We start from the raw sequence: 23,068 nt of genomic DNA, 5'->3' as shown, positions 1-23,068 counted from the left end.
TAAAGATGGCGACGTGCGAGCAGTAATAGAAAAAGTAAGATCTGTTTCATACGACTGCCCAGACGCAAGCCTACTTCCAGAGCTAGACGCTACATTAGCTAAAGAAACGCTAACGGCTCAACAGCGCTTCGCCCTCTCCTCTGCAAGAACACAATTTCTTATTTGTGCAGGAAACTATGATGATGCTCAAAATACGCTGTTTGAAAGTATTGAACAGCCTAACATTAACAAAGAGTCTTACGCGTTTGCTTCAGCTATTTATCAAATAGGTTTCATTTATGACTCAAAAGAGCATCCTGCCCGCTGTCAGTTTTACGAACAAGCCAAGAGTTTATCCTCTCCTGTAAAGCACAGTGACATCTTCACCAGCGCCTCATTAGCCATTATCACGTATTGCTCAGATGAAGATTCTGTTTCAGAGCGTCTCGGTAAAATGTTCAACGTATTAGACCGCTATTCAGATAACGGAAGCCCCGGTGAACTTGCGCACATTCACAATAGTATCGGCCTTGTTTATGGCAGTTTAGGGCAACACGCACTGGCAGCTGAGCAGTATGTAAAGGCACATGAACTTGGCTTACAGGTGTATCAAGGCAGCAACAAAGTCTCTATTTTAATTAGTGCTATTGTATCTTTGGTCTCGAGCGGCCAAACAGAAGAAGCCTATCAACGTATACTTGAGCTAGGGCAGCTGAATCAAGAAATTGGAAACTCTTATACCAACTTTTTATATCAATACTCACTGCAAATTTACTACCGAAAGCAGCAAGACTATAACAAACTAGCGTATCATCTACCTGAGTTTAAAGAGGCTCTGTCTGCCGTTTCAAATTCTTTCTATCAATCGCTATATAACTGGCACTCTAGAGAAATATGTTTGTTTAAAAACGACCTTTCTTGTGTTGAAGAGTACCTAAGCAACATGAAAGCAAATGACTCTCTTATTCCTGAGAAATTTAGGATGAATTTGGATTATCTTAGTTTCAACTTATCAATGTTCATCGCACTAAACGACCTAGAGGGTGCAAAATCCGCACTTGAGGCTTACACGATAAGGGTTAATGAAAAGATTAAATCCAGCCAAAGCTCAGCAAAGATCCTTGGGGCAGCCAACCTTTACAATAAAATTTACGACCTCGAGTTTGAGATAGAGCGAGCTGAAAGACTGCGCCAAAATACACTGTTCATTGCTATTTTAGCATTTATCATATTTGTAGCTGGCCTCGCCATTTTCTTACGCAAAAAACATCTTGCCCGAAAAGCAATAGATCCAACAACCGAACTGTTGAATGCGCAAACTTCTATTAACCGCATTAATAAACTTGATGCTCCCGATAATGACCGAGCCATCGCTATCGCAGTTTTTGATTTAAGTAACTTCAGAGAATTAAATCGAAAGATTGGATCAACAAAAAGTGAATACGTGCTTCGAGAAATTGCAAAAACACTTCAGCACGTGGTGAGAGGCAGCGATATCCTTGGCCGGTTTGGCCCAGAACAGTTCATTTTGTGTCTGCATAATATTGAAGAGCGCAGTGCCCGAACATTTTTAGAAAGAGTGCAAACAGCCCTTGATAATACCTTTGAAAAAGATTTGTCTGTCGGTGATATCAAGGTTGAATCAAACATGAGCATTTTTATCACATCAGAAAAGCTCACCAACTTAAATGACATACTCGATGAAATGCTTATGTCTTTTAACATAAGCAAGGGATAGCCAGCGTACTGGAAAAGGCAAGTGTTTAGCTCTCTTATCAATGATATTAACGCCTGTAGCGATGGTATGAACATCTGCAGCGAGACAAAAGCCTGTCATAGCAGCACAAATGAAAGGTTACTACAATAATGATAAAAGCGTTGATATTTGATGTGAACGAAACTTTACTTGATATTGGAGCAATGAGGGCAGGACTCGCTTCTGTGTTAGACGGCAATGAAACGTTAGTTGATTTGTGGTTCGCAAATTTACTTCACCATAGTCTAGTAGATATCGCTTCGTCACAATTTCACGACTTTATCGATATTGGTGCTGCCGCTCTTGTTATGGTTGCGTACAGTAAGGGCATTAGCTTAACGCAAGACAAAGCAAAGGAGACAATAAAAAAACACATTACCTCTTTGCCTGCTCATGATGACGTTACGGATACTCTTAAAGCCCTCAAACATCAAAATATCACCCTGGTAGCACTTTCAAACTCTTCATCTAGTGGACTCGACGCCCAGCTTTCTTTCGCAGACATAAAAAAATATTTTGATTTAACGCTAAGCGTGGAGAATATTCGCACTTATAAACCCTTTCCAAGTGTTTATCACTGGGCGTGCCGACAAGCCAACGTTACACCAAGAGAAGCAATGATGGTTGCTGCTCACGGGTGGGATGTGAGCGGCGCAAAAGCCGCAGGCATGCAAACTATGTTTGTTGAAAGGCCGGGTAAAATGATGTATCCGCTAGGCTTGCCTGCAGATTACTCAGTTAAAGCTTTAGGCGATTTAATTGAAACTGTTTTTCCTCCGCTGTAAACAAAAAAACCTTGCCATAAGCAAGGTTTCTTTTATTCATTGTCTGAACAAAATTTTAAAGCTTTGCCAATTCTGGACGTTTCTCTTCAAACCCTTTTACGCTGCACGAAGAGCGCTTTGTATTTAAAGCGCTTAACTGGCGCTTAAGCCAAGATTTTTGGATACTCGACGTTGTGGTTTCCATCTCTCCGCTCACTCTAACTATTTCTTTGCCAACATTAACACATTCTTTTTTTGTTGGCTGAAAACCACCGTTGGCTAATGCTGAAGATGAAAAAACAATAGCTGAAAGTGCGATAAGTGTATGCTGCTTCATAAGAGTCCCCGATTGCTCGTATTTTTCTAGTATGCTTTCAAGCCTTTCTGGCCCTTGCTTTGCGCTAAATCTGGAAAAAACTATAGCAGGTCATTTATTATTTTTAGGTGTTGAAAATTATACGCAGTAATAAAACTGCTTATTCTTAACACGCCCTTATACTGACCCCATAGTATGGGTAAGACTAAACAACTCTTATTAACACGCCATACTTCTATCGTATAGATTTACGCTTTTTGCAAGTTTTGATAATTACCCCATCCCTAGAGGTAGCCACGAAACAGCAGTTTATGGCAATGTAATAAATTATCGCCGGTATTTAAACACCTAAAAAAGTAAGCCTCAACCTTTAACACCGAATTGGCTTTAACTTCACTTTTGCCTTGCTTAAACACACTCTTAGGTATTTGCAGAAATGCTAGTAACTAAAGTCGGCTGCTTGCTGCCATTTTATCGACCGTTTCTAGTATTTCTTTGCCCATCTCAGACAAAGCAACAACTTTTTTTGTTGCGCCCTTTTCTATCGCTACTTTAGGCATACCAAACACAATGCAGCTTGCCTCATCCTGGCAGATATTTAGCTTCTATTCTTTTAAAAATCATACTTTGATACGCAATTATACAAACCTTGCATATCGATTGGCTTAGCTAAGTGGCCATCAAATCCTATTGCTTTGTATTCTTTCAAGTCTTGCAACATAACGTTGGCTGTTAACGCAATGATAGGGACACTTTTATTCGTAGCTCGTATTTTTAAATATGCTTCTTTTCCATCCATCACTGGCATTTGAATGTCCATTAGTATGATATCGGGCCTTACCTCAGCATATAGCTTCAACGCCATCTTTCCGTCTTCAGCGAAATATAAATTTGCGTTGGTAGCCTCTAGCATGGAACGAACAACTTCTCGATTTATAAGATTGTCCTCAGCAATTAAAATTGTTTTTCCGGACAAATCTGGCGCTTTCAAAGTTTTTACCTCGGTAGAATCATCGAGTAGGGTGAGGCTTGCGCCTCATCCCTCTTATATGGACTCCCTGAAGTAATCAACATCTTTTGAAAAATTAGTAGTAGATGCGCTCTTATATACGGGCTTTAAATGGAGAGCTACTCCTGCCCTTCGATGTATACGCACCAACAGTTCAATTCTCACACACAGTGTTTAGTCACTTGAGAGGACTGGCTGAATTCTGCTGGTTGGTCTTACCATTTATTTTCGCAATTTGTTGATTTACTAACTCTTAGGCTGCTAACAGTATCGGATTGTAATCGTCATTATTCTTTATTAGAGCAACAGCGGTTCTCACCGTTTTATTTGCTAACGCGATGGCAGCAACCTTCTTTCCCCTTCGGTCAACTAACGCCTTCAGCCACTGCTCTTTCACAGTCTTAGGCTCTCTGGATACTGCTTTATTCACTACCGACATTGCTCCCTGATAGAGCAAACTTCGCAATCTTTTATCTGCACAGTTTTTAGAAATATGTCCCAATCGCTCTTTACCGCCGGTCGAATGCTGCTTCGGTGTCAAACCTATGCATGCTGATGCATCCCGGCCTGTATTGAACTCTGTCGCATTTCCCAATCGAACGGTTAACCCCAAAGCAATCAAAGGGCCTACGCCTTCGAGTTTACTTAATTTCTGGCAAACAGGATTATGCCGCGTGTGTTCTGCTATGAGCCTGTCATAACTTTCTATTTGAGTCGTATAGAGTTGTAACATTTGTGACTGCGCAGCCAAAGCCTGACGATAATTCATCGGCAAGCCGTTTTCTGCATCTTCTAAAATGTCAGGCAGCGCAGTGACTAAATGATTTAACCCCTTTGCTATCACAATCCCGAATTCCGTCAACAGTCCTCGTATCTGGTTTGCCAACGCCGTCCTTTGCTCCAACTGCAGCATTCGCACCCGCTCCAGGGCCTGAAGACCCTGTTCATCTTCCTCCATGATGCCACAAGAGTTTATATGAGGTAATTGAGCCGCAATACCGATAGCGTAGGCGTCATTTTTATCTGTTTTTTGCTTTAATTGCAGCCCTTTTACTGCGCGAGGATGAATGATTTTTACTTGATGACCATGCCGCCTCGCTAAACGCGCCCAGTAATTCGAGCCACCACAGGCTTCCATTGCCACTAACGCTGACACATGGTTTCCCAGAAGTGCTATCAATGCTTTACGACTCATTGCTTTGTTATAATCAATTTTTCCGTCACTGTTGAACTTGCAAACCTGAAAGGAATGCTTTGCAAGGTCAATTGCAATAATTGTATTCTTAATCATGTATGGACCCCTTTGGCTAATTTGACAATTAAGACCGTACCCCTTTCAGGGAAGGGAGTCCATACATCTCACAGAACCGTACGTACGGGCCTCGTATACGGCTCCTGCATACTTCATATCACTTGCTAAGTGACACAATGCTAATTTGCAATCTAGTATCGTGCGCCCTATGGACATCGTTCATTTTCTAACATTGTGGTAACTTTCATTGCAGGGTTTGGCGTTCTAGCACTGAGGCAATCTACCAAATTTGACTACAATTACTTCCCATATACGGCCTGTCTCACCAGACATCACTATTCCTAGCGCACCGATTCGACTTGTCCCGCTGATCTGGCGGCTTGTGTATCAATGATAAAAAAACTCACAACTCATCAGAGTCTTAAAGTCTGCTTCCCCCCTTCGCAATCCATTTAAGCTTTTGGCTAAAATAGATCCTATCAAACACAATGCTGATAGTCGGCTTGGTTTTACCCTCCACACCATTACTGGCTTTCATCGGCCTAGCCTTACTCACTACTACGGGTTCATCTGCCACCTCACACTCGCAACATTCTTGGATCACTCCTTGAACGATACGTCCAACCATTTGATTGGATCTAATGCCAGGCTTCCCCAGTTACTGCACTGGCTCCCTGTTAGAAATTCCACCCTCAAACACAAAACAGGACTGACTGAGTATCGGGCTTCGCGCTATTTTGCACGCTTACCCTCCTGTCTTGCCGAATCAGGTTCACTTGCGTTGTGTACCTCTAACTTCCTATGGCTTCCTTCAGACCCTGCCGTTGGCCAACAACGCCCTTGCCATTCGGATTATCTTCCCCTCAGTCAGGGTGATTCAGGTTTCTTTCAACCTGACGGGTTTGCCAGCTTCGCTGGGCAAACAAAAAAGCCCTGTACTTTCGTACAGAGCTCTTTGAATAATGGTGCCTCGACCCGGGATCGCAACGCGCGGTGCAGCCGCAGGGACACGCCAGCGTGTGCCTGCGTTTTTACAACCACCAAGATCAAAAAAGCCCCTGCATTTCTGCAAGGGCCTTGATGATGGTGCCTCGACCCGGGATCGAACCAGGGACACGCGGATTTTCAATCCCTACAAGCCTTGTAGTAACGATGCTACCTATTGATTTTAGCGGCCTGTAGCGCCGCTTCCCTGTGACAAAACACTGTGACAAAGCAAAAAATCGTCACACTTTTCTATTGGTAATAACATCGCTGTTAATTTCTGATTTTGATAAAAAACAGTCGCCAATGTAAGTTTAATAAGAGAGGCAGATGCCTCTCTTCGATTTGACCAATATTCTAGATTATTCCCGTTACAAATTTTGTTTGATCAACGCTTTGCTCGTCTTGTGGCATTAAATCCCACAGCCTGGCGTTTACGAGACCTAAGTCGCTCCATTGTTCGCTTTGGATTAAACTTTTACCAGTTTCTATAAGTGAATTGGCTTGAAGCTGATCGTTCATAGAAACTCTGTTATCTACCAAATGCTCGAATACGTTGACCAAAAATGCAGGGGTGCGGAACAGTATCGTGTTTTGAATCGAGGTTAACTCACTGATCGCGCTCTCGATGGTTGAATAACTATTTGAATTTAGGAACACCTCTTCTCTTCGAACAATGTCTTTCAAACGATGCTTCTCTTGATCATTGCCCGCTTCGTGGACGATTCCTGTTACAAGTTCCTTAACCTCTTTATACTCTTGTTTGCAGCTCTCAAGTCGCTTTCTCGATGTAATTTGATGAAGCTTCTGTGCCACATTTCGCTTTTTATCTTCAAGTTTAAACTTATCATCAGTTATAGAGTCTTCAGATAAATTTCCTGTTTCTAGTAACAGCTCTTGAACCTCTCTTTGTACTGCTGCCAACTCTTTTTCGGTCTCTATATTATCCGATGCTGACTCCTGCTCAGAGAGGATGGTTTCTTCTAATTTAATAATGTCTGAACCCAACTGCTTTGGAGAAACATCACGTTTCGTCGGATTAAAGATTTGAGAAAACTCTTGCCCTGTACCGTTAAAATAAGCAGATACAGTTAGGTCTCTCGAAGTGGAAATCTCGAAAGTGATATCGATCTCTGTACCTTTCAGCAAATCCTTCGTTAACTGATGCCCATCTACTTCTAGCGTACCAATAGGTTTATTGCTCAAAAAGTGATTATTAGAGTCTCCCTCAACCATCATTATCTTTAATGGCAAATCATTTGAACCTTTCACTATAGTTTTGGCAACTTCAACTGTTCGTGTTGCTCTCGTTGGTAGAATACAATTACGTTCAAATATCTTGTCTAAGACTGTATCACTAGAAGCAAGATCGTCCTTAACCAAACTCAACTCTTCTGGAAGAACTTGGCCTGCGACACTGTAACGACCTTGTGCAATTTGAATCTGTTCGTGTGAATGTGGAACGGTATTGCCAGTTGAATCCAAGATAGTGAATGAGAATATATTGAATTCACCTTTCCTAAGCGGTAATTCTTCATTTATACGAGCAGTAAGAGGTTTTGTGCCGGAATCGAAAGATCCGTCTACACTATGGATTCGGTAAGTATAGTCCTCGAAGTCACCAACAACCTTAGCAGCAAATATTTCTTCCTCATCTTGAGTGCTGGTCACATACGTTGCTTTTACCTTTATAGAGGAATTACTGCCAGTTTTTTCTGATGAAGCATTGGTTTCTGATTTTTGGCAGCCTCCAGCATAAAATGCTGAACCGATGGCAATAGCATTTGTAGGGTCAATATCGGTATTTACAGGTATGTTCATTAGCTCTTCAATTAAGCTTCGAACATAAGGTATGTAAGTAGAGCCACCCACCATCAACACAAACTCTAAATCACTAGGCTGAAGAGACTGGCGAGTTAAGATCTGCTTCAACATTGTTGCAGTGCTTTCAATTTTTTCCTTAATTAAAGATTCAAATTGAGAACGGGTGACAGTTACAACCCCTTCAACCTCTTCACCATCATCGTCTTCCAGTTCAAATTCAATTTCAGTTGACATGTCTGTAGAGAGTTCAATCTTTGCGTTTTCGCAAGCATCTAGCAGCCTGTACCAACTTTTTTCATGTTTGCCTGAAGCGCTTTTTAATTCCGCTAGAAAGTTATCAAATCGGCCCAGAGTCTCGATATGAGGAGCGACAATCTTCTCGACAATCAATGAATCCAGATCTGTTCCTCCAAAGTAGTTATCACCTTCGTGATCAACCACAGTAAGCTCACCCTCAACAATTTTTACAAGTGCCACATCAAAAGTACCACCACCTAAATCATAAACAATCCACTGACTATTCTTAAGATCGATTGAATTGTCTTTATTTGCATATGCCAAGCTAGCAGCAATCGGTTCTTGAAGAAGTATAATTTCTTTTAAGCCTGCTAGTTTTCCAGCTTCTTTGGTAGCGTTAGACTGGATAGTATCGAATGAAGCTGGGATGGTTATCACTGCTGATTCAACATTCTCACCTGACTGTACAAATCCTTTTAATTCTTTCAGTACGAACGATGAAAGCTCCTCTGGGGTTTTAGAGGCCTTAATGGATTCTATTTTAAAAGTTTCAGATGTACCCATCTTACGTTTGAATCGAGACTTAACATTTTTAGGATCTTTAGCTGAAAAATCTCTAGCTTTGTCACCAACGAGAATTTTGTCTTTTCTAAAACCAACAATAGATGGAAGACCTTCTTTATGGCCCCTAGGGTTTTTAAAAACTTGAACTTTACCGCCACTAAATTTTGCAATCAGAGAATTAGTGGTTCCCAGATCTATCCCGAAATCTATTGTTTTTGACATTATTTTTCATCCTTGATGTTTTCTTTTGATGTAACTGAAACGAGGCCACGCTGAATAACCTGCGTTAAGCCTAGCTGTCTATTGCCATAACGGATTATTGGTTTAATGACATCCACGACAATCAAATCCTGTGTATTCTCGCCGACGATGTGTACTTCAAGGTCATTTCTTGTCTCTGAATATTCTTCACCTGTCGGATCTTCATAGAAAATTTCTCCGCTTTGATTATCTTGAATTAGTGCAGATTTTATTCGTTCGATATTTCTGGCGATCTTATCGAGATGACCATTTTCTTTTGACTTTCTTTCTATCTCAAAAAGTTGATTTAAAATTGTGATTATTTTTTTGTCTACAGATATGTTTTTGTTATCTAAAATCATGTTCGATCTTTCCCTATAAGCAAGAGCATGAATGCATTATCAACATCCCTTAAAACAAGAGATGTCTTTGCGCCCCCCCTCTTACTGAAAACTATTACTTCGCCATTCTCAGCCTTAACTTCATAATCCGACCATTGAATGAAGTTTGTTTTTGAGAACACGAACCAACCACTCTCGAACTCAATACCTTTTGGCGTTAGGGTAATATGTCCAATCTTAATTGAAGCTCCTTTTTCCAATTGAGACGAAATATTAGACATCACAACTGGTAAAAGATAAGCGAACAGAGCATTATTCAAATCATCAACCAATTCTTTATCCAGTTCGGCACGTGGGCTATTATGCTGAAAGGAGTAATTGACGGTGATTACTTCACCTTTGTTTGACTTAAATACGAATAGAGAGTTGGTTTCTACTCCAGATGCAGTTCGTGTATTTAAACCTCCCCATCTCAGGGACACTAGATCTTTAGTTGCAATACGCTTTGAATCTCTCTTAATTTCACTTTCAGTAATAGAAAATTTTGAACCAGAATCAAATTCAAGGTGCACTTCGTCTTTCTTTTTTTCCTCAATAATTTTATTTATCGCGTCAATATCTTGCTCAATTTTTTGCTTAAACATTCCAGATTTGAAATCGAACAAGTGCGTCATTTCGATGATCTTCTTTGATAACTCAGCATCACCGTGCAAATTGAATGTAGAGATTGCGATATCTCTAATGTTACTTACAACATGGTCTTGTTGTTCCCAGAAGAATGAGGGCATGAGATTTAGTAAGCTTAAGAGGCCATTATTTTTCAGATATTTCTCGACTTCTTTGTAGCTAACCTTTTGCGATTTCGATTTATCGACTAACGCATCAAGCTCCTCAGCTAAAAACTCTAATTCTCTTTTGGCTGACTTAAAGCAATGCTCGCTATCTTCTACCGTTACCCATCGCCGTCCATCTAGCAATACTTCTACAATCGTAAATGATTTTTTCTTGATCGCTCTAGATAGAACCCTGTCAAATTGAGCACTGAAATACTTACTCAGCCATGCTTTAAACCCAGAGTCTTGTTCATCAAGGACTTTTATCAACTCTGTAGGTGAGTCATTTTGATCGACGCAAAAATGCTTGTGGTTTCCCGTTGAAAGGAAATCAAGGAGAGGTTTGTTGTTAAAAACTAAAGAGTGATAATAGCGCTTTTTTTCATCATATAATTCGTCACAAAGCCCTATCGCGGCTGACTTGGATATTTCTATATCACCAAGCCAGTAAACTTTACCGTCCTCTAGTGAAATTTCTTGCAACAAGTGCTTACGGAGTTTCTGAGCCTTTTTAAAGTCAAATTCACCTTCAACATCCACAAACCCAGAGTAATTGAGAAGCATAAATGGATTCAAATAGACATCATAGTAAAGCTCTTTTTCTAAAACAGTTTCACATTCATTTTTAGCATTTTCTGCCAGGTCTAGTAATCTTGGTAACAGTTTTTCGATATTCTCTTTAGACCTATCTACCATTACGTTTCGTTCAATTGCAATTCTCCAAACATCAATTGCATCAACGTCCTGGGATACTTCTGGGTTGTTAAAAGCAAGGCCAAGGTTGAAAAGGCTGGCACCATCTGGTGAATTCAAATTTTGTTCCCAGGCATTTATAGCCTGAAAATAATTTTTGTTTTGATAGTGAAGTATGCCAAGGCGATTAAGTTGATTTGGGGTCAACCCCTCCATCTCCTTAATAGTTTGCAAAACCTTTATCTCATCTTCTGATTTCTCTTTATCGTCTAATTTTCTATAGAGACGCTCTAAAGTAAAAATTGTTGATGAATGAGAGGGGTCGCATTTGAAAGCTTGCTCATACGCATCGATTGCATCTTCATCAAGCTCGTCATCATAGAGATGTTGAAGTATCAATGCGTATTTGGCCCAGCCATTAGCGAAATCAGGTGCTAGTGAGAGTAAAGTTTGTGCACTTGTTGCGGCACCCGAGAAATCTTCCAGTTCATACTGAGCAAGAGTGAGAAACCACCAGCCATTTGGTTCCTCTGGGTCGAGTTCAACTGCTTTTTCTGCGGTTAATTTGGCTAGTTCATCATTGCCATCGTGATAATGTTGTCGAGCAATATCGATTAACTCGATTACTTCTTCGTCCATTGAAATCCTACATATTCATCCTTCATACTTATACTAAAGTATCATAATATTCTGCTATTCAACACCTCTTAATTCGGAATAAGGTTCAGAGGCAGACGATACAGGTAAAGCTAAATCGTTCAATATAGGGAAGGTTACCTTCTACTGATTAATTGTTGTTCTCGCTGTATTGCGTTTAACACTTTCTGATAATTTCGAAGAATGATTCCAATAGCTAAAAGCGCGCTCTTCGGCAATTTTAAAGCGTCGCTGAAAGATTGTCCGCTAGTACCGTTTTTTTAACCATAGTTGTCATCATCTTTAACTTTAGTAAACTTGTTTAGATCCGCTTCCTGTAGCCACTCATCTATCTTTTCATCAGTCACAGTCTCGTTTTTTCTTAGTGCATTGATTACTGATCCAATCTCAAAGCTATTCTCAATTTGATCATTTTCCCCACATGCGATTATTAATTTCTGTATCTGCTCTTTGCTGTAATCACCCGCGTACCTTATGACGGTAGAGGCAAAATTATTTGCTTGTTCATATCTTCGAGATTCGGAATATAACTCTATAATTCGATCGCTTACCTGGGAAGGAACAATGAAAAATAACGGTTCATCTAGCTCTGCCCTAGTAGCTCTTCGTAGTCGCTTTTCAGCGAAACTTTTTAGATCTTTAATTGATAGAAATACATCAATGTTTTCGAGCTTATCTTTGGGTAGATTTTCAACGTAGGACTGGAACTTTTGTCTAACATCCGCTTGCAAATGATGCCAGCTATCTTCGACGTAACTTATTAATGGGATTATTCTATCAAGCTTCTCAGCCTCCAATGCTCGCAAAATATGCGATAGCTTCTCAGATAGAGTATTTCTATATATATCTCTATGAATAACACCTACAGCGTTAAGAGCAGTAGATAGCCTGTATATCTCTTTATAATCCTTGGGATCATTAATCAGTTTTTTCAGTAGCACAACAGTGAAGTTCCTCACAAGGCTATCTCTTGCTTTGTTCAACGGGCTACTTTCGAATGCGACTACAGCCTTTTTAATATCTGTTGGAAAATATTCAGATTCGACTTCTGAGCTAAGTGAATCTAGAGCATATTTACCTTGTGCAGGAGGATATTGAAGCAAATGCTCAACAGCTGACCTCACGTGCATTCTCGCCAATTCAGCAGATGGATTAAAAACCTCTCCGTCAGCAGTCATCGATGGGTGAGCACATCTATTCCGATCCTCTTGTAGCCGTTCTAAATCAATAAACTCTACTTGAGAGATCAACTCAAGTTTATCCCTGCAAACCGTCAATATGTCTCTTTCAAACTTTAAAGAATTTGCAATATCACCGATTCTCCTTGCTTTCTCAAAGACATCAATTTGCTTTTCAGCTTCTTTATCTCCAGCAAGGGATAACTCTTTTAATTTATCTAAAATATCAAAAGACACAGCAATCCACGTTGATACGATTGCAGAACGGAAAGCACCAGCTTTATAGCAGTCAACAGCTTCTTTTATATAACTTTTAGCTTTTTGATCCCGACACTTTAAAACAAGTTCATCGAGATCAGATAATGGAGATGCCAACTAAGCCTCCTAAATGATTAATAGCTAATTATTTAAACTTCATAGTAACATTCGTTTCCCCTGAAAAAACATATTCTGTTTTATCAATAGTAAAGAATATGAAATGATTTTTTCACTTGTTTATCAATGTGCCAACGTCTGCAATACTTCAAACTATAACCAATCCCACTGTGTCCTTACCTTTTATAAAAGCGACTCGACACAGGCTGAACATTCAAGGACAAAAAAGTTTCGCTACGAATCAGTCTTCATATATTTTTCCACTAACCGCTCAAAAGAAGGTATTAGCAATATAGCCAAAGCCACTAGCAGCAATAACAGCAGTAAGGCTAATTGAAATACAGTCATCTACCAATCTCCGTCTAACCCTGACAGGTCGTTAATTCCAAAATCGTCAAAACCATTATCAATAGACGTTGTGTCTGTCATCCAGTCGGTGTCAGAGTGGATATCACATCCACCGATCACATCAGTATCCATAGAACAAATATCGAGCGTGGTATCCACACCTAGGTGGTCTAACATATCAGTGCCGCGTGGGTTTCCTTCTACGTCGATAGCACCAGGGCAGCCTTTTAGCCCACTAGGTAAAAGCGGTAATCCAGTTGCTTCGTTAACTCCAGGCGCATCGTAGTCGCTCTCATCGAGAGCTGAAGTATTAGCCTCTTCACTGCTTTCTGAGCAGTGTCCGAATAATTGATAACTTAGTAATGACATTGTGCTGTCCTCGTGTTTTTTAATCAGCACAGAATTACGTTAATGAAAAATACCTTTAATGCAAACCCTTTCCTTTTTACGTCCATCAGCATAGCGGTGGTATTGCAATTCATTGGTAAAGTAAAGATGTCGAGTCTTCGTTCATAGAGCGTTAGCCGCCACGCAAAACTAGTCAGCTCTCAGTTGCTGAAACCCTGTTACATTTTTAGTTCATACCTTTTTCCTAATCATAGTTTTACTAGTTAAAGTTTGCGGCCTCTACTTAAGAAGCCAGACTCGACATGAATATTCTCCCTCAAAAAAATTTTTTAAATAAAATCTGATTAAGCTTGAAAAGCATCAATTGCCAGTTGCAAAGCAAAGTGATAGCACAAAACTAAAAGTTTGCGTGCAAAAAAAACAGTTGTGAAACAACTCAATAGCTCGCGCAGAAAGACAATTGCGAAGCACATTTTCTTTTGAAGCTGGCGCATGTTCGCAGTTGCGAACTACCCCCTATTTTGTTTTGCCCTAGCAAAATTTGATGAATAGGGCGAAAGCGCTATGAATCAAACCCCTTGCCGCAAGCAACGCTAGCGCAACGAATAGCTGTGTATGAAATACATAGATATGAGTGGAAAAATGGGGGGTAGTGCGCAGCACGAGAACATGCGCCTTAAGCGTTGGTGCTAGACGCGAATGCGTCGTAGAGTCGCTGCGTTGACGAACGTCAACATCAGCAGCGGCGGGCACTATAAGCGTTTCGCTCACAACAAACGTTGTGAGCTTTCTTTTTTCAGGTGGGTTATAAACAGGGAGCCGCAATGGGTGCATGAGAGTTTAAGAAACTCCCAGCCAAAAACCCGAAAGAAATCCTTAAACACTTAAATTTTGCGTTAGCTGTTCCTTTGTAGTTTCTCAATTAATACACAAGGAACGCAATGATGAACACTAATACACCTTCCCTAGACACCGAACACCAAAAATACTTCAACCTTGATATGAGATTTCACAAAAGTACGAATCCCGTTCTTAGAGGACGGCAAAAAAAGTATTTAGCGTTACTGCTCGCCGCTAGGCATAGTTTTGTATCTGCCATTACATGTGAAGCAATATGGCAGATTAAGCGGCACAAAGTTTTGGAGTCTCTAAATAGAATAGTGAAAGAAGGATTTCTATCAATTGCAGAAACAGACAGGGCAGCAGATGGGCGCATATATGTACTAACTCATTCAGGTGCTAGGTTTGCGTCAGACTTGATGCGGATAGACATCCCTTTCCGCTCCGCACAAGAGCCAATCACCCAAGTGAATCAAAATGCAATTATGCACGACTCTATTATGAGTTTTGTACTAAGCCTAGGATTGCAAAATCAAACAAAGGATGGCACCCCAAAACCTCTTTGGGATGGCTATTTAACTGAACTTGAATTTAAGCGTATTCACAGTTCATCAAACATAAAAAATGTCGATGCGCTGGTACAGCTAGCCAATGGCGAGGTGGCGGCTGTTGAACTAGAAGCGTCATTTAAGCGGAAGCAGCAACACGAAAAAACGTTACTGAAATTGCGTGATGCAATGCTAGGTGAAAATAGACTTTACGATAAAGTCTTCATTATTCCTTGCTCTCAAAAGATTAATAACGACACACAACGCTTTCACAAACAGCTGTTTGAGGAGATGCCTCATCGTTATGATCGTAAAACAAAACAGCCTTTGCTGAGTAGTGATGATGCCAACAAACTTCAAGAAAAAATCATCTATAGAACAAAATTTATTGACCCAATAGAACAGACATTTTATCGATAAGCTATTGTCGGAAGAAAAAGAGCACCTTGCGGTGCTCTTAATATTTATTGATGAAGTTTTTTACGAAGCCGTTTCTCTTGTAGGTAGATTGCGAGAGCGAATAGATATATTAGAAGTATATATAACGCCCCTTTAATCCCCACGAACGGATAGGTGCTGTGTGGCTCAAACCCAGTTATTATTTGAAATATCCAAATAACAAATACTACGTCCCCGATACTCATCAAAAATTTAGTAATCATGTCTAATGCAATGATTACTAGTTGTTGCTGCTTAGTCATTTGTCCTCCTAAGTTGCTTATGACCCGCATAAGTAACTAAGAACGACGAATGGTAACTTTCGTGGAACAAGAAAACGGGCATAGAATGCCCGTCAGTAAAATCGCTTTATTCGTCTGTCATAAACCGCAGAACAATACCTGCTGACAGAGCGAAAAATAACGATGCAGCAATACACACACAGTTGTAGTAAAAATACTTATTTAACTCAAAGTCAGCTTCAGCAGCAGGCTTCCAATCTAGCAATACAGCGACTATCTCATGCCAAAATGGAAACAGTGCAAACGCGAGGAATATATACCCTAACGACATGCTATTTTTTGAAAATTTAATGAGTGTGTTAAAAGCTATTTCTTTCGTGATCTTCATGTTGATATCCTTCGTTAGTCCTAAAGATATCTAGGCTTGCCAGAGGGAAATTTTTCGCACAAAAGAAAAAAGCAGACATAAGAACGTCTGCTTTCTATTTTCTTTGCTCTGCCGATCATCAGATAAGCCAGACAACACATTCGTGCTGACATATCAACTAGCGAGCCTAGCGCTAGCCCTTCACTGCTAAAAAGCTTTGTAAGCAGCCGGAGACCTTCGTTGGCATCCAATCACGTTGCGGATTCTAGGAAATTCGCGGGTTGGCAGTTTACGAAGTGATGTTTGAGCACCCTGTTGTATTTTGTTATTGCCTCAGACAACTATATGTTCGCGCTGCGAGAACTATCAGTTATTTTTTCATTTGTTCCAGGCACTAAGGATTAATTTCCCAGTTTGATGATAAATCCCGACTTGTTCTATGTAATTTTTGAAGTCGATATTTTCAGCGACAATTCTGTTTGCAGACAACCAATCAACATTCATTTTCTCTTTTGCAGGAATAAGAATTTGGCTATTGTAGAGATCTTCAATATCAAGCAGTAACACACCGATACCATGCAAAGAACACAACATCTGCAACTCTGGCTCTACACCTGTAGCCATGGAAGTAGCAACTAGATATCCATAATTAGCCCAACTTGAATTTGATACCGCTTGGAAAAAGCATTTACGTACATTACCTCTCGTCAGCTCTTTTTTAACTTCGAAAGACCACAGCCTTACTGACTTATCATTACCATGTCGAACACAAGTTCTAACAGACTCATTCCACAGCTGGTCAAGTGGCTCTAATGCAACTATGTCTGGGTGAAGCCAATGATTTCCTCCGCTCCCCTGTGTGTTAACGGAACGCCTTTCATCAATGCGCTGACAATATAACCCCATGTCTTTGTTGAGAAATTCAATTAGCATCGGATAAAGATCATGCTCTAAAAAACTAGGTTCGGAGCTTTGTAGCTCTTTTTCCTGATCATCGTTTTCTTCAAAAGTGACAGTTGGGTCATCATTCCAATAATACAATCGAGGGCGCGGCTTCTCACGAGTTGAAACGTTCGGACACTGTTGCTTTGCTCGCAATGTCCTTTCGCCGCCAATTTCAGCAGCAAGTTGTGCAATAAATTTGTCTTCCGAATCGTATCGAGGATTGCTTCTCTTTTTAGCTAACTCGTCGGGATAGCGCTCCACAAAAAGCTTAGCAAGCTCTCTTGCAGTGAATTTTTTATCCTTATTGTCTTTTAATGTGTCAATAATCATCTTCGGACGACTAATCATTACTTTTATCCTAAACTTCTTCCTGAATAGACCTCTTGAACTGTGTGCATAAGTGCTTGAATCTCTTCATCTTTTTTTCTCGCAACTTCACTAAAGCATAGACTTTTGAAAAAAGCTTCGCGTTCATCCTTCATTACTTTGTCACAACGAGCGATTTCTTTCCTTAAAACTTCTCGAATATCATCAACCCTAGTAACACCATTAAAAAGTGGAGCCAACCAAGAGCGGTTGAAGTTTTTTAATCTTTTGTTAACTCTAGGGATAACCTTAAAAACCCTATTCCAACTTATTGCCTTTAAATGTAACTCATCGTCAATATTTATTATATTAACGGACATATCGAGCTTTTCATCAATTCGAACTAGAGAAGCCTCAAGCTTAACTGTACGCTCATCTTCATACGGATAAAACGCTAATGTCCTTACACCATTTGCAGTTAGCACATCTACTTCTCCCTTAGCCTTTTCATTACATTTTTGGCAACAAGGAATTAAATTGTCAAAATCAACGGAAAGAAATGGATATAGTTTCTTAGGTAGGTAATGGTCATAAGAAGCTCTCCATTGCTTTTCTTCAGTAGAACAAGCCCCATCCTCAGGCTCAATTTCTCTCTCCTCCATCATTTCTTCAGTGCCACAAAAGCAACAGACAATCCCATTAAGATCTTTATACTCTTGATAATGGACATCTATGTCAGCTTCTTCCTTACACGCATTATGAAAGCAAACTAATCCAATAGTTGTCGAATATAAATAAGTCGCTAAGCTCTTAACGTTTTTCCAGAAATTGGATAGTCCAGCGCTTGGCGTTTTAATAATAATATCTGTCGAAGAAAAACACTGTTTATAATCCATATGGTTAGCAAATATGCTTTGCACTTCTTGTTGTAATAAATCATCCAATTGATGATATTCAGCATACACAGCAGTAAACATGGTGTTTGTTTTTGCACTTTCAGCTAGAACATAATGAAACTCTTCACAGAAACAATCCTCAAAATCAGTATTTTCAAAAAGCTTCGTGTAAAAGTTCTTGTAAACTATATCTAGCCAATACAGTCCTGAATTTTTTGGTTTCTCTACACCCCATAACATCAGCTATTTCGCTCTCCTTGCTTTTGTAGCTCTTGCTTCAGCTTATTTATCCTATAATTCAATTCAAAAGACTCGCCGAACTTCTCTAATTCTTTTAATGTAGCCGCAGCGTCAGTTATGCCCTCATCATAATCTTTTAGCCGTCGTCGAATTTCATTGAGTGGCTTTTGTGAGATTAAAACGTCCATGTCAAAAACGGACGTCAACAGCGCATCAAAAGCGGCTCCGTAGGTCTGTAATTCAAGAGAGTCGATTTCTACCTCATGGTTGTCATTTTTCTTAAAACAGAGAACTCTGTTTGATTCACAAGCTGATAATAGAAAAGGTGAATGTGTCGATATCAGCAACTCCATCTTAGAAGTGTCGACATACTTCTCAATAAGGTCTAGAAACTCTGTTCGCCACTCAGGATTAAAATGGCTTTCTGGCTCATCTAAAATAAACAATGTTTGCTCGGAAGAAAAAACTAATAAGCTTCCTATAATTTGAATAAGCTGGTGCTCTCCATCACTCACCCTATCGTAGGTACTTTCGATTTCATTAACACCATACCTTATTTTTATGTTAGTAAATCTGATTGGCATTAATCCACCAGATAGATTTGGAACATTTCGCTCATGATGATCTAACTTTAAAACGCGCTTTTCATCATGACTCCATCTTTTAGCGACAAGATGGTGTAATGAAATCAAATGCTCGAAGAAATAGCTTTCATCGAGATACAATCTACTAAAACTGTCGTAGAAGTCGTCGTTGATATGAAAAGTAAGCCTTCCATTCAATGTCTCAGAGTTAAATTTAAGAGAAGTCTTTTCTTTCGAATTTTTTTGGGAATCAACACTTAGCTCAATTAGTCTATCTACTATACTTCCTACTTTTTCGAAGTCTCGATATTCACTTAATCTTAAGTCGATCTCAAAACTACTGACTCCATAAATTTTTGTCTCCTTTTTCACAAATTTCTTGAAGGAGTCAGACTTTTCTTTATTGATACCCTGGCAAACCATCAAATAGACAAATATTAAATTATTCAATGAATGATCGGTAAAGAGACCTATTGGCAGATTTAGCTCTTTAGCTTCCAAAGGTTCATCTGGTATTTGAAGATAGTATTCTTCGTCATTGCGAGCAAACCTTGGCACTTCAAACAGGTTTCCCCAGGACTCAAGCTTCCCTTTTACATATTGAGATAGCTCAGTCCACATTTCTTCGCTTTCTGCATCGCTATCAACAGAGGCTCTCTCTAAAGCCACATTACGTTTTGCAGTATACTCTCTGAAAAATACGCCTTGGCGTCTTATCAAATCAAAATACTGAAATTGGTTCTTAGCAAAAACTGAACTTAGCCCCTGATTCTGTCCAGAAGAATACGCAATGATATTTCTTGGAAGTAGTTCATGAGGATTTGAAACAGATACTTGCTTTTCATCATAATCAAGAAATAAGTATCCCTCTCTACAACGTAAGCAAACATCAACTTCTAAACCCTCACATTCAATGTTGTAGGTCAATGAAAAGTTATAGTTTAACTCATTTCTTGATAGGAATTGTTGATTATAAAAGCGATCTGCGTAATTGAATATATCAGCTATTAATTCTATAAAATTAGATTTACCTGAACCATTCAAGCCAACTAAACAAAGAGGATTAAAACCTTTTTTAGTCTTTAAAAACTTATAAAAAAATGGCCTATCGTTGGTTCCAACTATAGATTTAAATTTCCCAACAAGTTCTAAAGTTTTCAGCCTCATGAAAGTTTACCACTAAATGCTTTTGACAAGATTGATTGTGTTAAGACGTCCAAACTAGCTTTTCCTGATAGATACTTTCTTTCCATTTTTTCAGCTTGTCCAAATAGCTCTGAAACCTTAGTAATAATTTCCTTCTGCTCTTGAACATCAGGTAAAGGAAAGGAAAGTGACGCCAACTCTTTACTATTAATATTGTTAACTCCCGATGTGGAACGGGCATTTAACTCTATGACTTTCCTCACCTGCGGACTTTTTAAAGCCATATCGATATATGCTGGTAGAGCGTAATCGTAATGTGGGAGACGCAACCGTATCAGATACCCAGCATATAAATACCCTTCATACTCTTCTGAAACTAAAGCAGATTTGCCTACAAGGTCTACGCTCCCGTTTGACCGGATAACAAGTATATCCCCAGTTTTTAGGCTAAGTTTCTCAAACTCCTTGTCGTCAAATTTCGCATACTTCATATCGTTAGGGTCAACACCACCATTTGATATGTTTGGAATTCGTAAAACAGGGGTCAATTCATTATCGTAATCGCACTTTTTCGATGTACCGTATTTAATGTCACTAGTAAGATCTCCTATACATACCACTTTCCCGAAATCTTTATTAGCTCTCCACTCCTTCGTCAATTCCCCAGAAGTAGCAGCTGCAAGCACAGACTGGCGGAAGCGTTTTAAGATGGCGGGAATTTTATCAAGGCGGGCCTGGGCGGCTTCGACTTTCGCGAGCACGCTATCGAGTTTGTCTGCGATGCGTTTTTGCTCTTCTAACGGAGCTATTGGAACTTCTATTTTTTCATACTCTTTGAACTTCAAATTGCGTAAATTGTTGCTGCCACCTTGGTACTTAGTAACCTCACCACTTAAATAAAATGATTGAAGGTAGTAATTTAAATACCTTGATGAAACTGAATCTTGCGGCCTTGCCAAGCGAATAAAGTTCGTACATACAAGAGGCGTATTTTCGTGAACGTTGAGTGCTTGTTCGTCGATCAATATAGTTCGACCAACGGGTTGGTCAGGGCCTCCACCAGAGATTTCAATTAGTATATCGCCTTCTTGCAGTTTCCTTTTTTCGACACTGCTACTTTTAACCTTTCTTTCAACACTCGTTAGACCTTTCTCTTTCTTCCAGTTACGAAACTCAGTCCCTCGGATACAATAAACAGTCTCAAAGTCAGCATCAGGATATTCAGAGTCTTTCCCCCAATCACCACCCAGAACAAATGAAAAAAGCTCCTTTAGTTGTTTGGACTCCCATCCTTTAGGCAATTCACTCATAGCACGACCTCTTCCGAAGCCTCTGCCACATCCAGCTCAACCAAAACCGACTGTAAATCGGTAATCGCACCCGCCAGTTCTTCAATCGCCTCATTAATCAGCACATCTGGTTCAGGAAGTTTAGAAGCATCTTCTACGCTATCATCACGAATCCAAGCCAAATCCAGTGAGTCTTCCTTTGCTGCAATTTCTTCGCGAGTGAATTTACGGAGGCGGCAGGTATCTACATCACCCACATCACTGCCGTTTTGATGATTGTCGATAAAGGCTTGTCGTTGCGCCTCATCAATCTGAGTAAGGTCGCTACCTACTGCCTCATAAAATTCATCGAAATGGGCTTTGGTTAACACGGTACGTTTGCCAAACTGCGGCATGTTTGCTCGCATATCGTAAACCCATACGTTTTTAGTATTGCCTGTGTCTTGATTCACATCTTTGGGCTTATCGAAAAACAGCACATTTGTTTTTACACCCGCCGCGTAGAAGATACCTGTCGGCAAGCGAAGGATGGTATGCAGGTTACATTTTTCCATCAAATCGTTACGTATCTTGCGGCCTGTAGAGCCTTCAAACAATACGTTATCAGGTAGCACTACTGCTACTCGCCCACCAGGTTTAAGCATGGTTTGGTACATGGCATGAAGAAAGGCTAACTGCTTATTACTAGTGTAATGTACCAAGTCGTCACGGGTAGGCACGCCTCCGCCCTGTTTTGTGCCAAACGGAGGGTTTGCCAGAATCAATGATGCTTTAGGTAAAGCTTTACCTTCGTTTGATAAAGTATCGCCGTAAAGTACACCTGCATTGTCATCGTCAATCGCTAAGTCGTGCAGCATTAGGTTCATCATTGCCAAGCGGCGCGTGTCGGGTACTAATTCCATCCCGAAGAAGGTTTTATGCTGGTACTTGTCGTATGCAGTTTCCGATAGGCTTGAGATGTCGTTGTGTTCTTCTAAATATTTATGCGCGGCGATGATAAACCCGCCTGTGCCAGCTGTTGGGTCTACCACAACATCATCTAGCGTTGGGCGCATTAGCTCTACCATAGCATCGATAAGTACCCTTGGCGTGAAGTATTGGCCTGCGCCCGACTTCTTCTCACTCGCATTGATTTCCAGCAAGCCTTCGTACATATCGCCCAAACCTTCTACTTTGGCTGAGTACCAGTCTAGCTTGTCGATTTCGGTTACCAACTTATTTAGTGTTGCTGGTTTACGAATACATGTTGCTGCATCAGCAAAAATCGCTTTTGTAATTAACGAGCCATGTGAACCGAGGTGAATAAGTAGCTTTTTGTATTCTTCTAAACGTGTCGCTGCATTGAAGTTTTCAATATCGCTCCAGCGATAATTCTCAGGAATGAGGTTATCTTGCCCTGTTTCTTCAACCATTTTCAGGAAGATTAGGTAAGTAAGTTCGTTCAGGTACTCGTGGTAAGTTACGCCGTCGTCGCGCAAGACGTGACAAAGGTTCCATAACTTGCTGATTAAATCTTGTGTACTCATGCT

General features: G+C 40.1%; 20 protein-coding genes. 4 read left to right on the top strand and 16 right to left on the bottom strand.

Annotated elements, in window-relative coordinates; all coding sequences use genetic code 11:
• Window positions 1–13 precede the first annotated feature (13 nt).
• Window positions 14–1,717 (top strand): GGDEF domain-containing protein, encoded by a 1,704-nt coding sequence (locus CW735_RS01540; RefSeq protein ID WP_332249003.1) that lies wholly within the window; start codon window positions 14–16, stop codon window positions 1,715–1,717.
• A 128-nt stretch (window positions 1,718–1,845) separates the two neighbouring features.
• Window positions 1,846–2,520: a haloacid dehalogenase type II gene (locus tag CW735_RS01535; RefSeq protein WP_071978346.1), complete on the top strand. Its 675-nt coding sequence runs from the start codon at window positions 1,846–1,848 to the stop codon at window positions 2,518–2,520.
• Window positions 2,521–2,575: 55 nt separating this feature from the next.
• Here CW735_RS01535 and CW735_RS01530 read toward each other — a convergent pair whose 3' ends face one another.
• From CW735_RS01530 to CW735_RS01515, 5 genes are all read right to left on the bottom strand, one after another.
• Window positions 2,576–2,836 carry a hypothetical protein gene (locus CW735_RS01530; RefSeq protein ID WP_071978345.1) on the bottom strand — a complete coding sequence of 87 codons (261 nt, stop codon included), beginning with the start codon at window positions 2,834–2,836 and terminating at the stop codon, window positions 2,576–2,578.
• A gap of 425 nt (window positions 2,837–3,261) precedes the next feature.
• Window positions 3,262–3,375 carry a hypothetical protein gene (locus CW735_RS19470; RefSeq protein WP_157812728.1) on the bottom strand — a complete coding sequence of 38 codons (114 nt, stop codon included), beginning with the start codon at window positions 3,373–3,375 and terminating at the stop codon, window positions 3,262–3,264.
• 53 nt (window positions 3,376–3,428) lie between these two features.
• Window positions 3,429–3,806, bottom strand: coding sequence for a response regulator (locus CW735_RS01525; RefSeq protein WP_100970791.1), 378 nt, complete (start codon window positions 3,804–3,806; stop codon window positions 3,429–3,431).
• A 271-nt stretch (window positions 3,807–4,077) separates the two neighbouring features.
• The gene (locus CW735_RS01520) at window positions 4,078–5,115 is read right to left on the bottom strand and encodes an IS110 family transposase (RefSeq protein WP_100970721.1); all 1,038 of its coding nucleotides are present in this window, start codon (window positions 5,113–5,115) and stop codon (window positions 4,078–4,080) included.
• Window positions 5,116–5,497: 382 nt separating this feature from the next.
• Window positions 5,498–5,704 carry a hypothetical protein gene (locus tag CW735_RS01515; protein WP_015068459.1) on the bottom strand — a complete coding sequence of 69 codons (207 nt, stop codon included), beginning with the start codon at window positions 5,702–5,704 and terminating at the stop codon, window positions 5,498–5,500.
• Here CW735_RS01515 and CW735_RS19465 point away from each other — a divergent pair, their 5' ends adjacent.
• The gene (locus CW735_RS19465) at window positions 5,705–6,157 is read left to right on the top strand and encodes a hypothetical protein (protein ID WP_157812634.1); all 453 of its coding nucleotides are present in this window, start codon (window positions 5,705–5,707) and stop codon (window positions 6,155–6,157) included.
• A gap of 260 nt (window positions 6,158–6,417) precedes the next feature.
• Here CW735_RS19465 and CW735_RS01500 read toward each other — a convergent pair whose 3' ends face one another.
• From CW735_RS01500 to CW735_RS01480, 5 genes are all read right to left on the bottom strand, one after another.
• A complete protein-coding gene (locus CW735_RS01500) occupies window positions 6,418–8,907 on the bottom strand; it encodes an Hsp70 family protein (protein WP_100970790.1) in 2,490 nt (829 codons plus the stop codon).
• Window positions 8,907–9,287, bottom strand: coding sequence for a hypothetical protein (locus tag CW735_RS01495; protein ID WP_100970789.1), 381 nt, complete (start codon window positions 9,285–9,287; stop codon window positions 8,907–8,909). Before CW735_RS01495 ends, CW735_RS01500 begins: the two co-directional genes overlap by 1 nt.
• Complete coding sequence (locus CW735_RS01490; RefSeq protein ID WP_100970788.1) at window positions 9,284–11,431, bottom strand: hypothetical protein; 2,148 nt, start codon at window positions 11,429–11,431, stop codon at window positions 9,284–9,286. The genes CW735_RS01495 and CW735_RS01490 overlap by 4 nt, the downstream gene beginning before the upstream one ends.
• Window positions 11,432–11,709: 278 nt before the next feature.
• Window positions 11,710–13,002: a hypothetical protein gene (locus tag CW735_RS01485; protein WP_100970787.1), complete on the bottom strand. Its 1,293-nt coding sequence runs from the start codon at window positions 13,000–13,002 to the stop codon at window positions 11,710–11,712.
• A 348-nt stretch (window positions 13,003–13,350) separates the two neighbouring features.
• Window positions 13,351–13,719, bottom strand: coding sequence for a hypothetical protein (locus CW735_RS01480; RefSeq protein WP_100973146.1), 369 nt, complete (start codon window positions 13,717–13,719; stop codon window positions 13,351–13,353).
• 1,139 nt (window positions 13,720–14,858) lie between these two features.
• Between CW735_RS01480 and CW735_RS01470 the strand changes: the two genes are divergently transcribed.
• Window positions 14,859–15,506 carry a hypothetical protein gene (locus CW735_RS01470; RefSeq protein WP_232368342.1) on the top strand — a complete coding sequence of 216 codons (648 nt, stop codon included), beginning with the start codon at window positions 14,859–14,861 and terminating at the stop codon, window positions 15,504–15,506.
• 387 nt (window positions 15,507–15,893) lie between these two features.
• On the opposite strand, the gene CW735_RS01460 is transcribed toward CW735_RS01470, so the two are convergent.
• The 6 genes from CW735_RS01460 to CW735_RS01435 all read right to left on the bottom strand — a co-directional run bounded on the left by CW735_RS01460 (window position 15,894) and on the right by CW735_RS01435 (window position 23,065).
• Entirely contained in the window at window positions 15,894–16,154 is a 261-nt protein-coding gene (locus CW735_RS01460; protein ID WP_100970783.1) for a hypothetical protein, read from the bottom strand.
• Window positions 16,155–16,511: 357 nt separating this feature from the next.
• On the bottom strand, window positions 16,512–17,426 hold the full coding sequence (locus tag CW735_RS01455) for a COG2958 family protein (protein ID WP_100970782.1): 915 nt from the start codon (window positions 17,424–17,426) through the stop codon (window positions 16,512–16,514).
• A 5-nt stretch (window positions 17,427–17,431) separates the two neighbouring features.
• A complete protein-coding gene (locus CW735_RS01450; protein WP_100970781.1) occupies window positions 17,432–18,520 on the bottom strand; it encodes a hypothetical protein in 1,089 nt (362 codons plus the stop codon).
• The gene (locus CW735_RS01445; protein ID WP_100970780.1) at window positions 18,520–20,271 is read right to left on the bottom strand and encodes an AAA family ATPase; all 1,752 of its coding nucleotides are present in this window, start codon (window positions 20,269–20,271) and stop codon (window positions 18,520–18,522) included. The genes CW735_RS01450 and CW735_RS01445 overlap by 1 nt, the downstream gene beginning before the upstream one ends.
• Window positions 20,268–21,560: a restriction endonuclease subunit S gene (locus tag CW735_RS01440; protein ID WP_100970779.1), complete on the bottom strand. Its 1,293-nt coding sequence runs from the start codon at window positions 21,558–21,560 to the stop codon at window positions 20,268–20,270. The genes CW735_RS01445 and CW735_RS01440 overlap by 4 nt, the downstream gene beginning before the upstream one ends.
• Complete coding sequence (locus tag CW735_RS01435; RefSeq protein ID WP_100970778.1) at window positions 21,557–23,065, bottom strand: class I SAM-dependent DNA methyltransferase; 1,509 nt, start codon at window positions 23,063–23,065, stop codon at window positions 21,557–21,559. The genes CW735_RS01440 and CW735_RS01435 overlap by 4 nt, the downstream gene beginning before the upstream one ends.
• Between the last annotated feature and the right edge of the window lie 3 nt (window positions 23,066–23,068).

The sequence above is a fragment of the Alteromonas sp. MB-3u-76 genome (genome assembly GCF_002831605.1).
Lineage (GTDB): Bacteria > Pseudomonadota > Gammaproteobacteria > Enterobacterales > Alteromonadaceae > Alteromonas > Alteromonas hispanica.
The sequence above is the reverse complement of the archived record's forward strand: the minus strand, read 5'-3'. Positions and strand labels throughout refer to the sequence as shown.

Excerpts from the sequence above, each read along its gene's own strand:
- CW735_RS01530 (WP_071978345.1), bottom strand. The coding sequence starts at position 2,836 with ATGAAGCAGCATACACTTATCGCACTTTCAGCTATTGTTTTTTCATCT.
- CW735_RS01500 (WP_100970790.1), bottom strand. The coding sequence starts at position 8,907 with ATGTCAAAAACAATAGATTTCGGGATAGATCTGGGAACCACTAATTCT.
- CW735_RS01480 (WP_100973146.1), bottom strand. The coding sequence starts at position 13,719 with ATGTCATTACTAAGTTATCAATTATTCGGACACTGCTCAGAAAGCAGT.
- CW735_RS01520 (WP_100970721.1), bottom strand. The coding sequence starts at position 5,115 with ATGATTAAGAATACAATTATTGCAATTGACCTTGCAAAGCATTCCTTT.
- CW735_RS01455 (WP_100970782.1), bottom strand. The coding sequence starts at position 17,426 with ATGATTAGTCGTCCGAAGATGATTATTGACACATTAAAAGACAATAAG.
- CW735_RS19470 (WP_157812728.1), bottom strand. The coding sequence starts at position 3,375 with ATGCCTAAAGTAGCGATAGAAAAGGGCGCAACAAAAAAAGTTGTTGCT.
- CW735_RS01535 (WP_071978346.1), top strand. The coding sequence starts at position 1,846 with ATGATAAAAGCGTTGATATTTGATGTGAACGAAACTTTACTTGATATT.
- CW735_RS01490 (WP_100970788.1), bottom strand. The coding sequence starts at position 11,431 with ATGGACGAAGAAGTAATCGAGTTAATCGATATTGCTCGACAACATTAT.
- CW735_RS01435 (WP_100970778.1), bottom strand. The coding sequence starts at position 23,065 with ATGAGTACACAAGATTTAATCAGCAAGTTATGGAACCTTTGTCACGTC.
- CW735_RS01445 (WP_100970780.1), bottom strand. The coding sequence starts at position 20,271 with ATGAGGCTGAAAACTTTAGAACTTGTTGGGAAATTTAAATCTATAGTT.
- CW735_RS01495 (WP_100970789.1), bottom strand. The coding sequence starts at position 9,287 with ATGATTTTAGATAACAAAAACATATCTGTAGACAAAAAAATAATCACA.
- CW735_RS01460 (WP_100970783.1), bottom strand. The coding sequence starts at position 16,154 with ATGAAGATCACGAAAGAAATAGCTTTTAACACACTCATTAAATTTTCA.
- CW735_RS01440 (WP_100970779.1), bottom strand. The coding sequence starts at position 21,560 with ATGAGTGAATTGCCTAAAGGATGGGAGTCCAAACAACTAAAGGAGCTT.
- CW735_RS01450 (WP_100970781.1), bottom strand. The coding sequence starts at position 18,520 with ATGTTATGGGGTGTAGAGAAACCAAAAAATTCAGGACTGTATTGGCTA.
- CW735_RS01515 (WP_015068459.1), bottom strand. The coding sequence starts at position 5,704 with ATGGTTGGACGTATCGTTCAAGGAGTGATCCAAGAATGTTGCGAGTGT.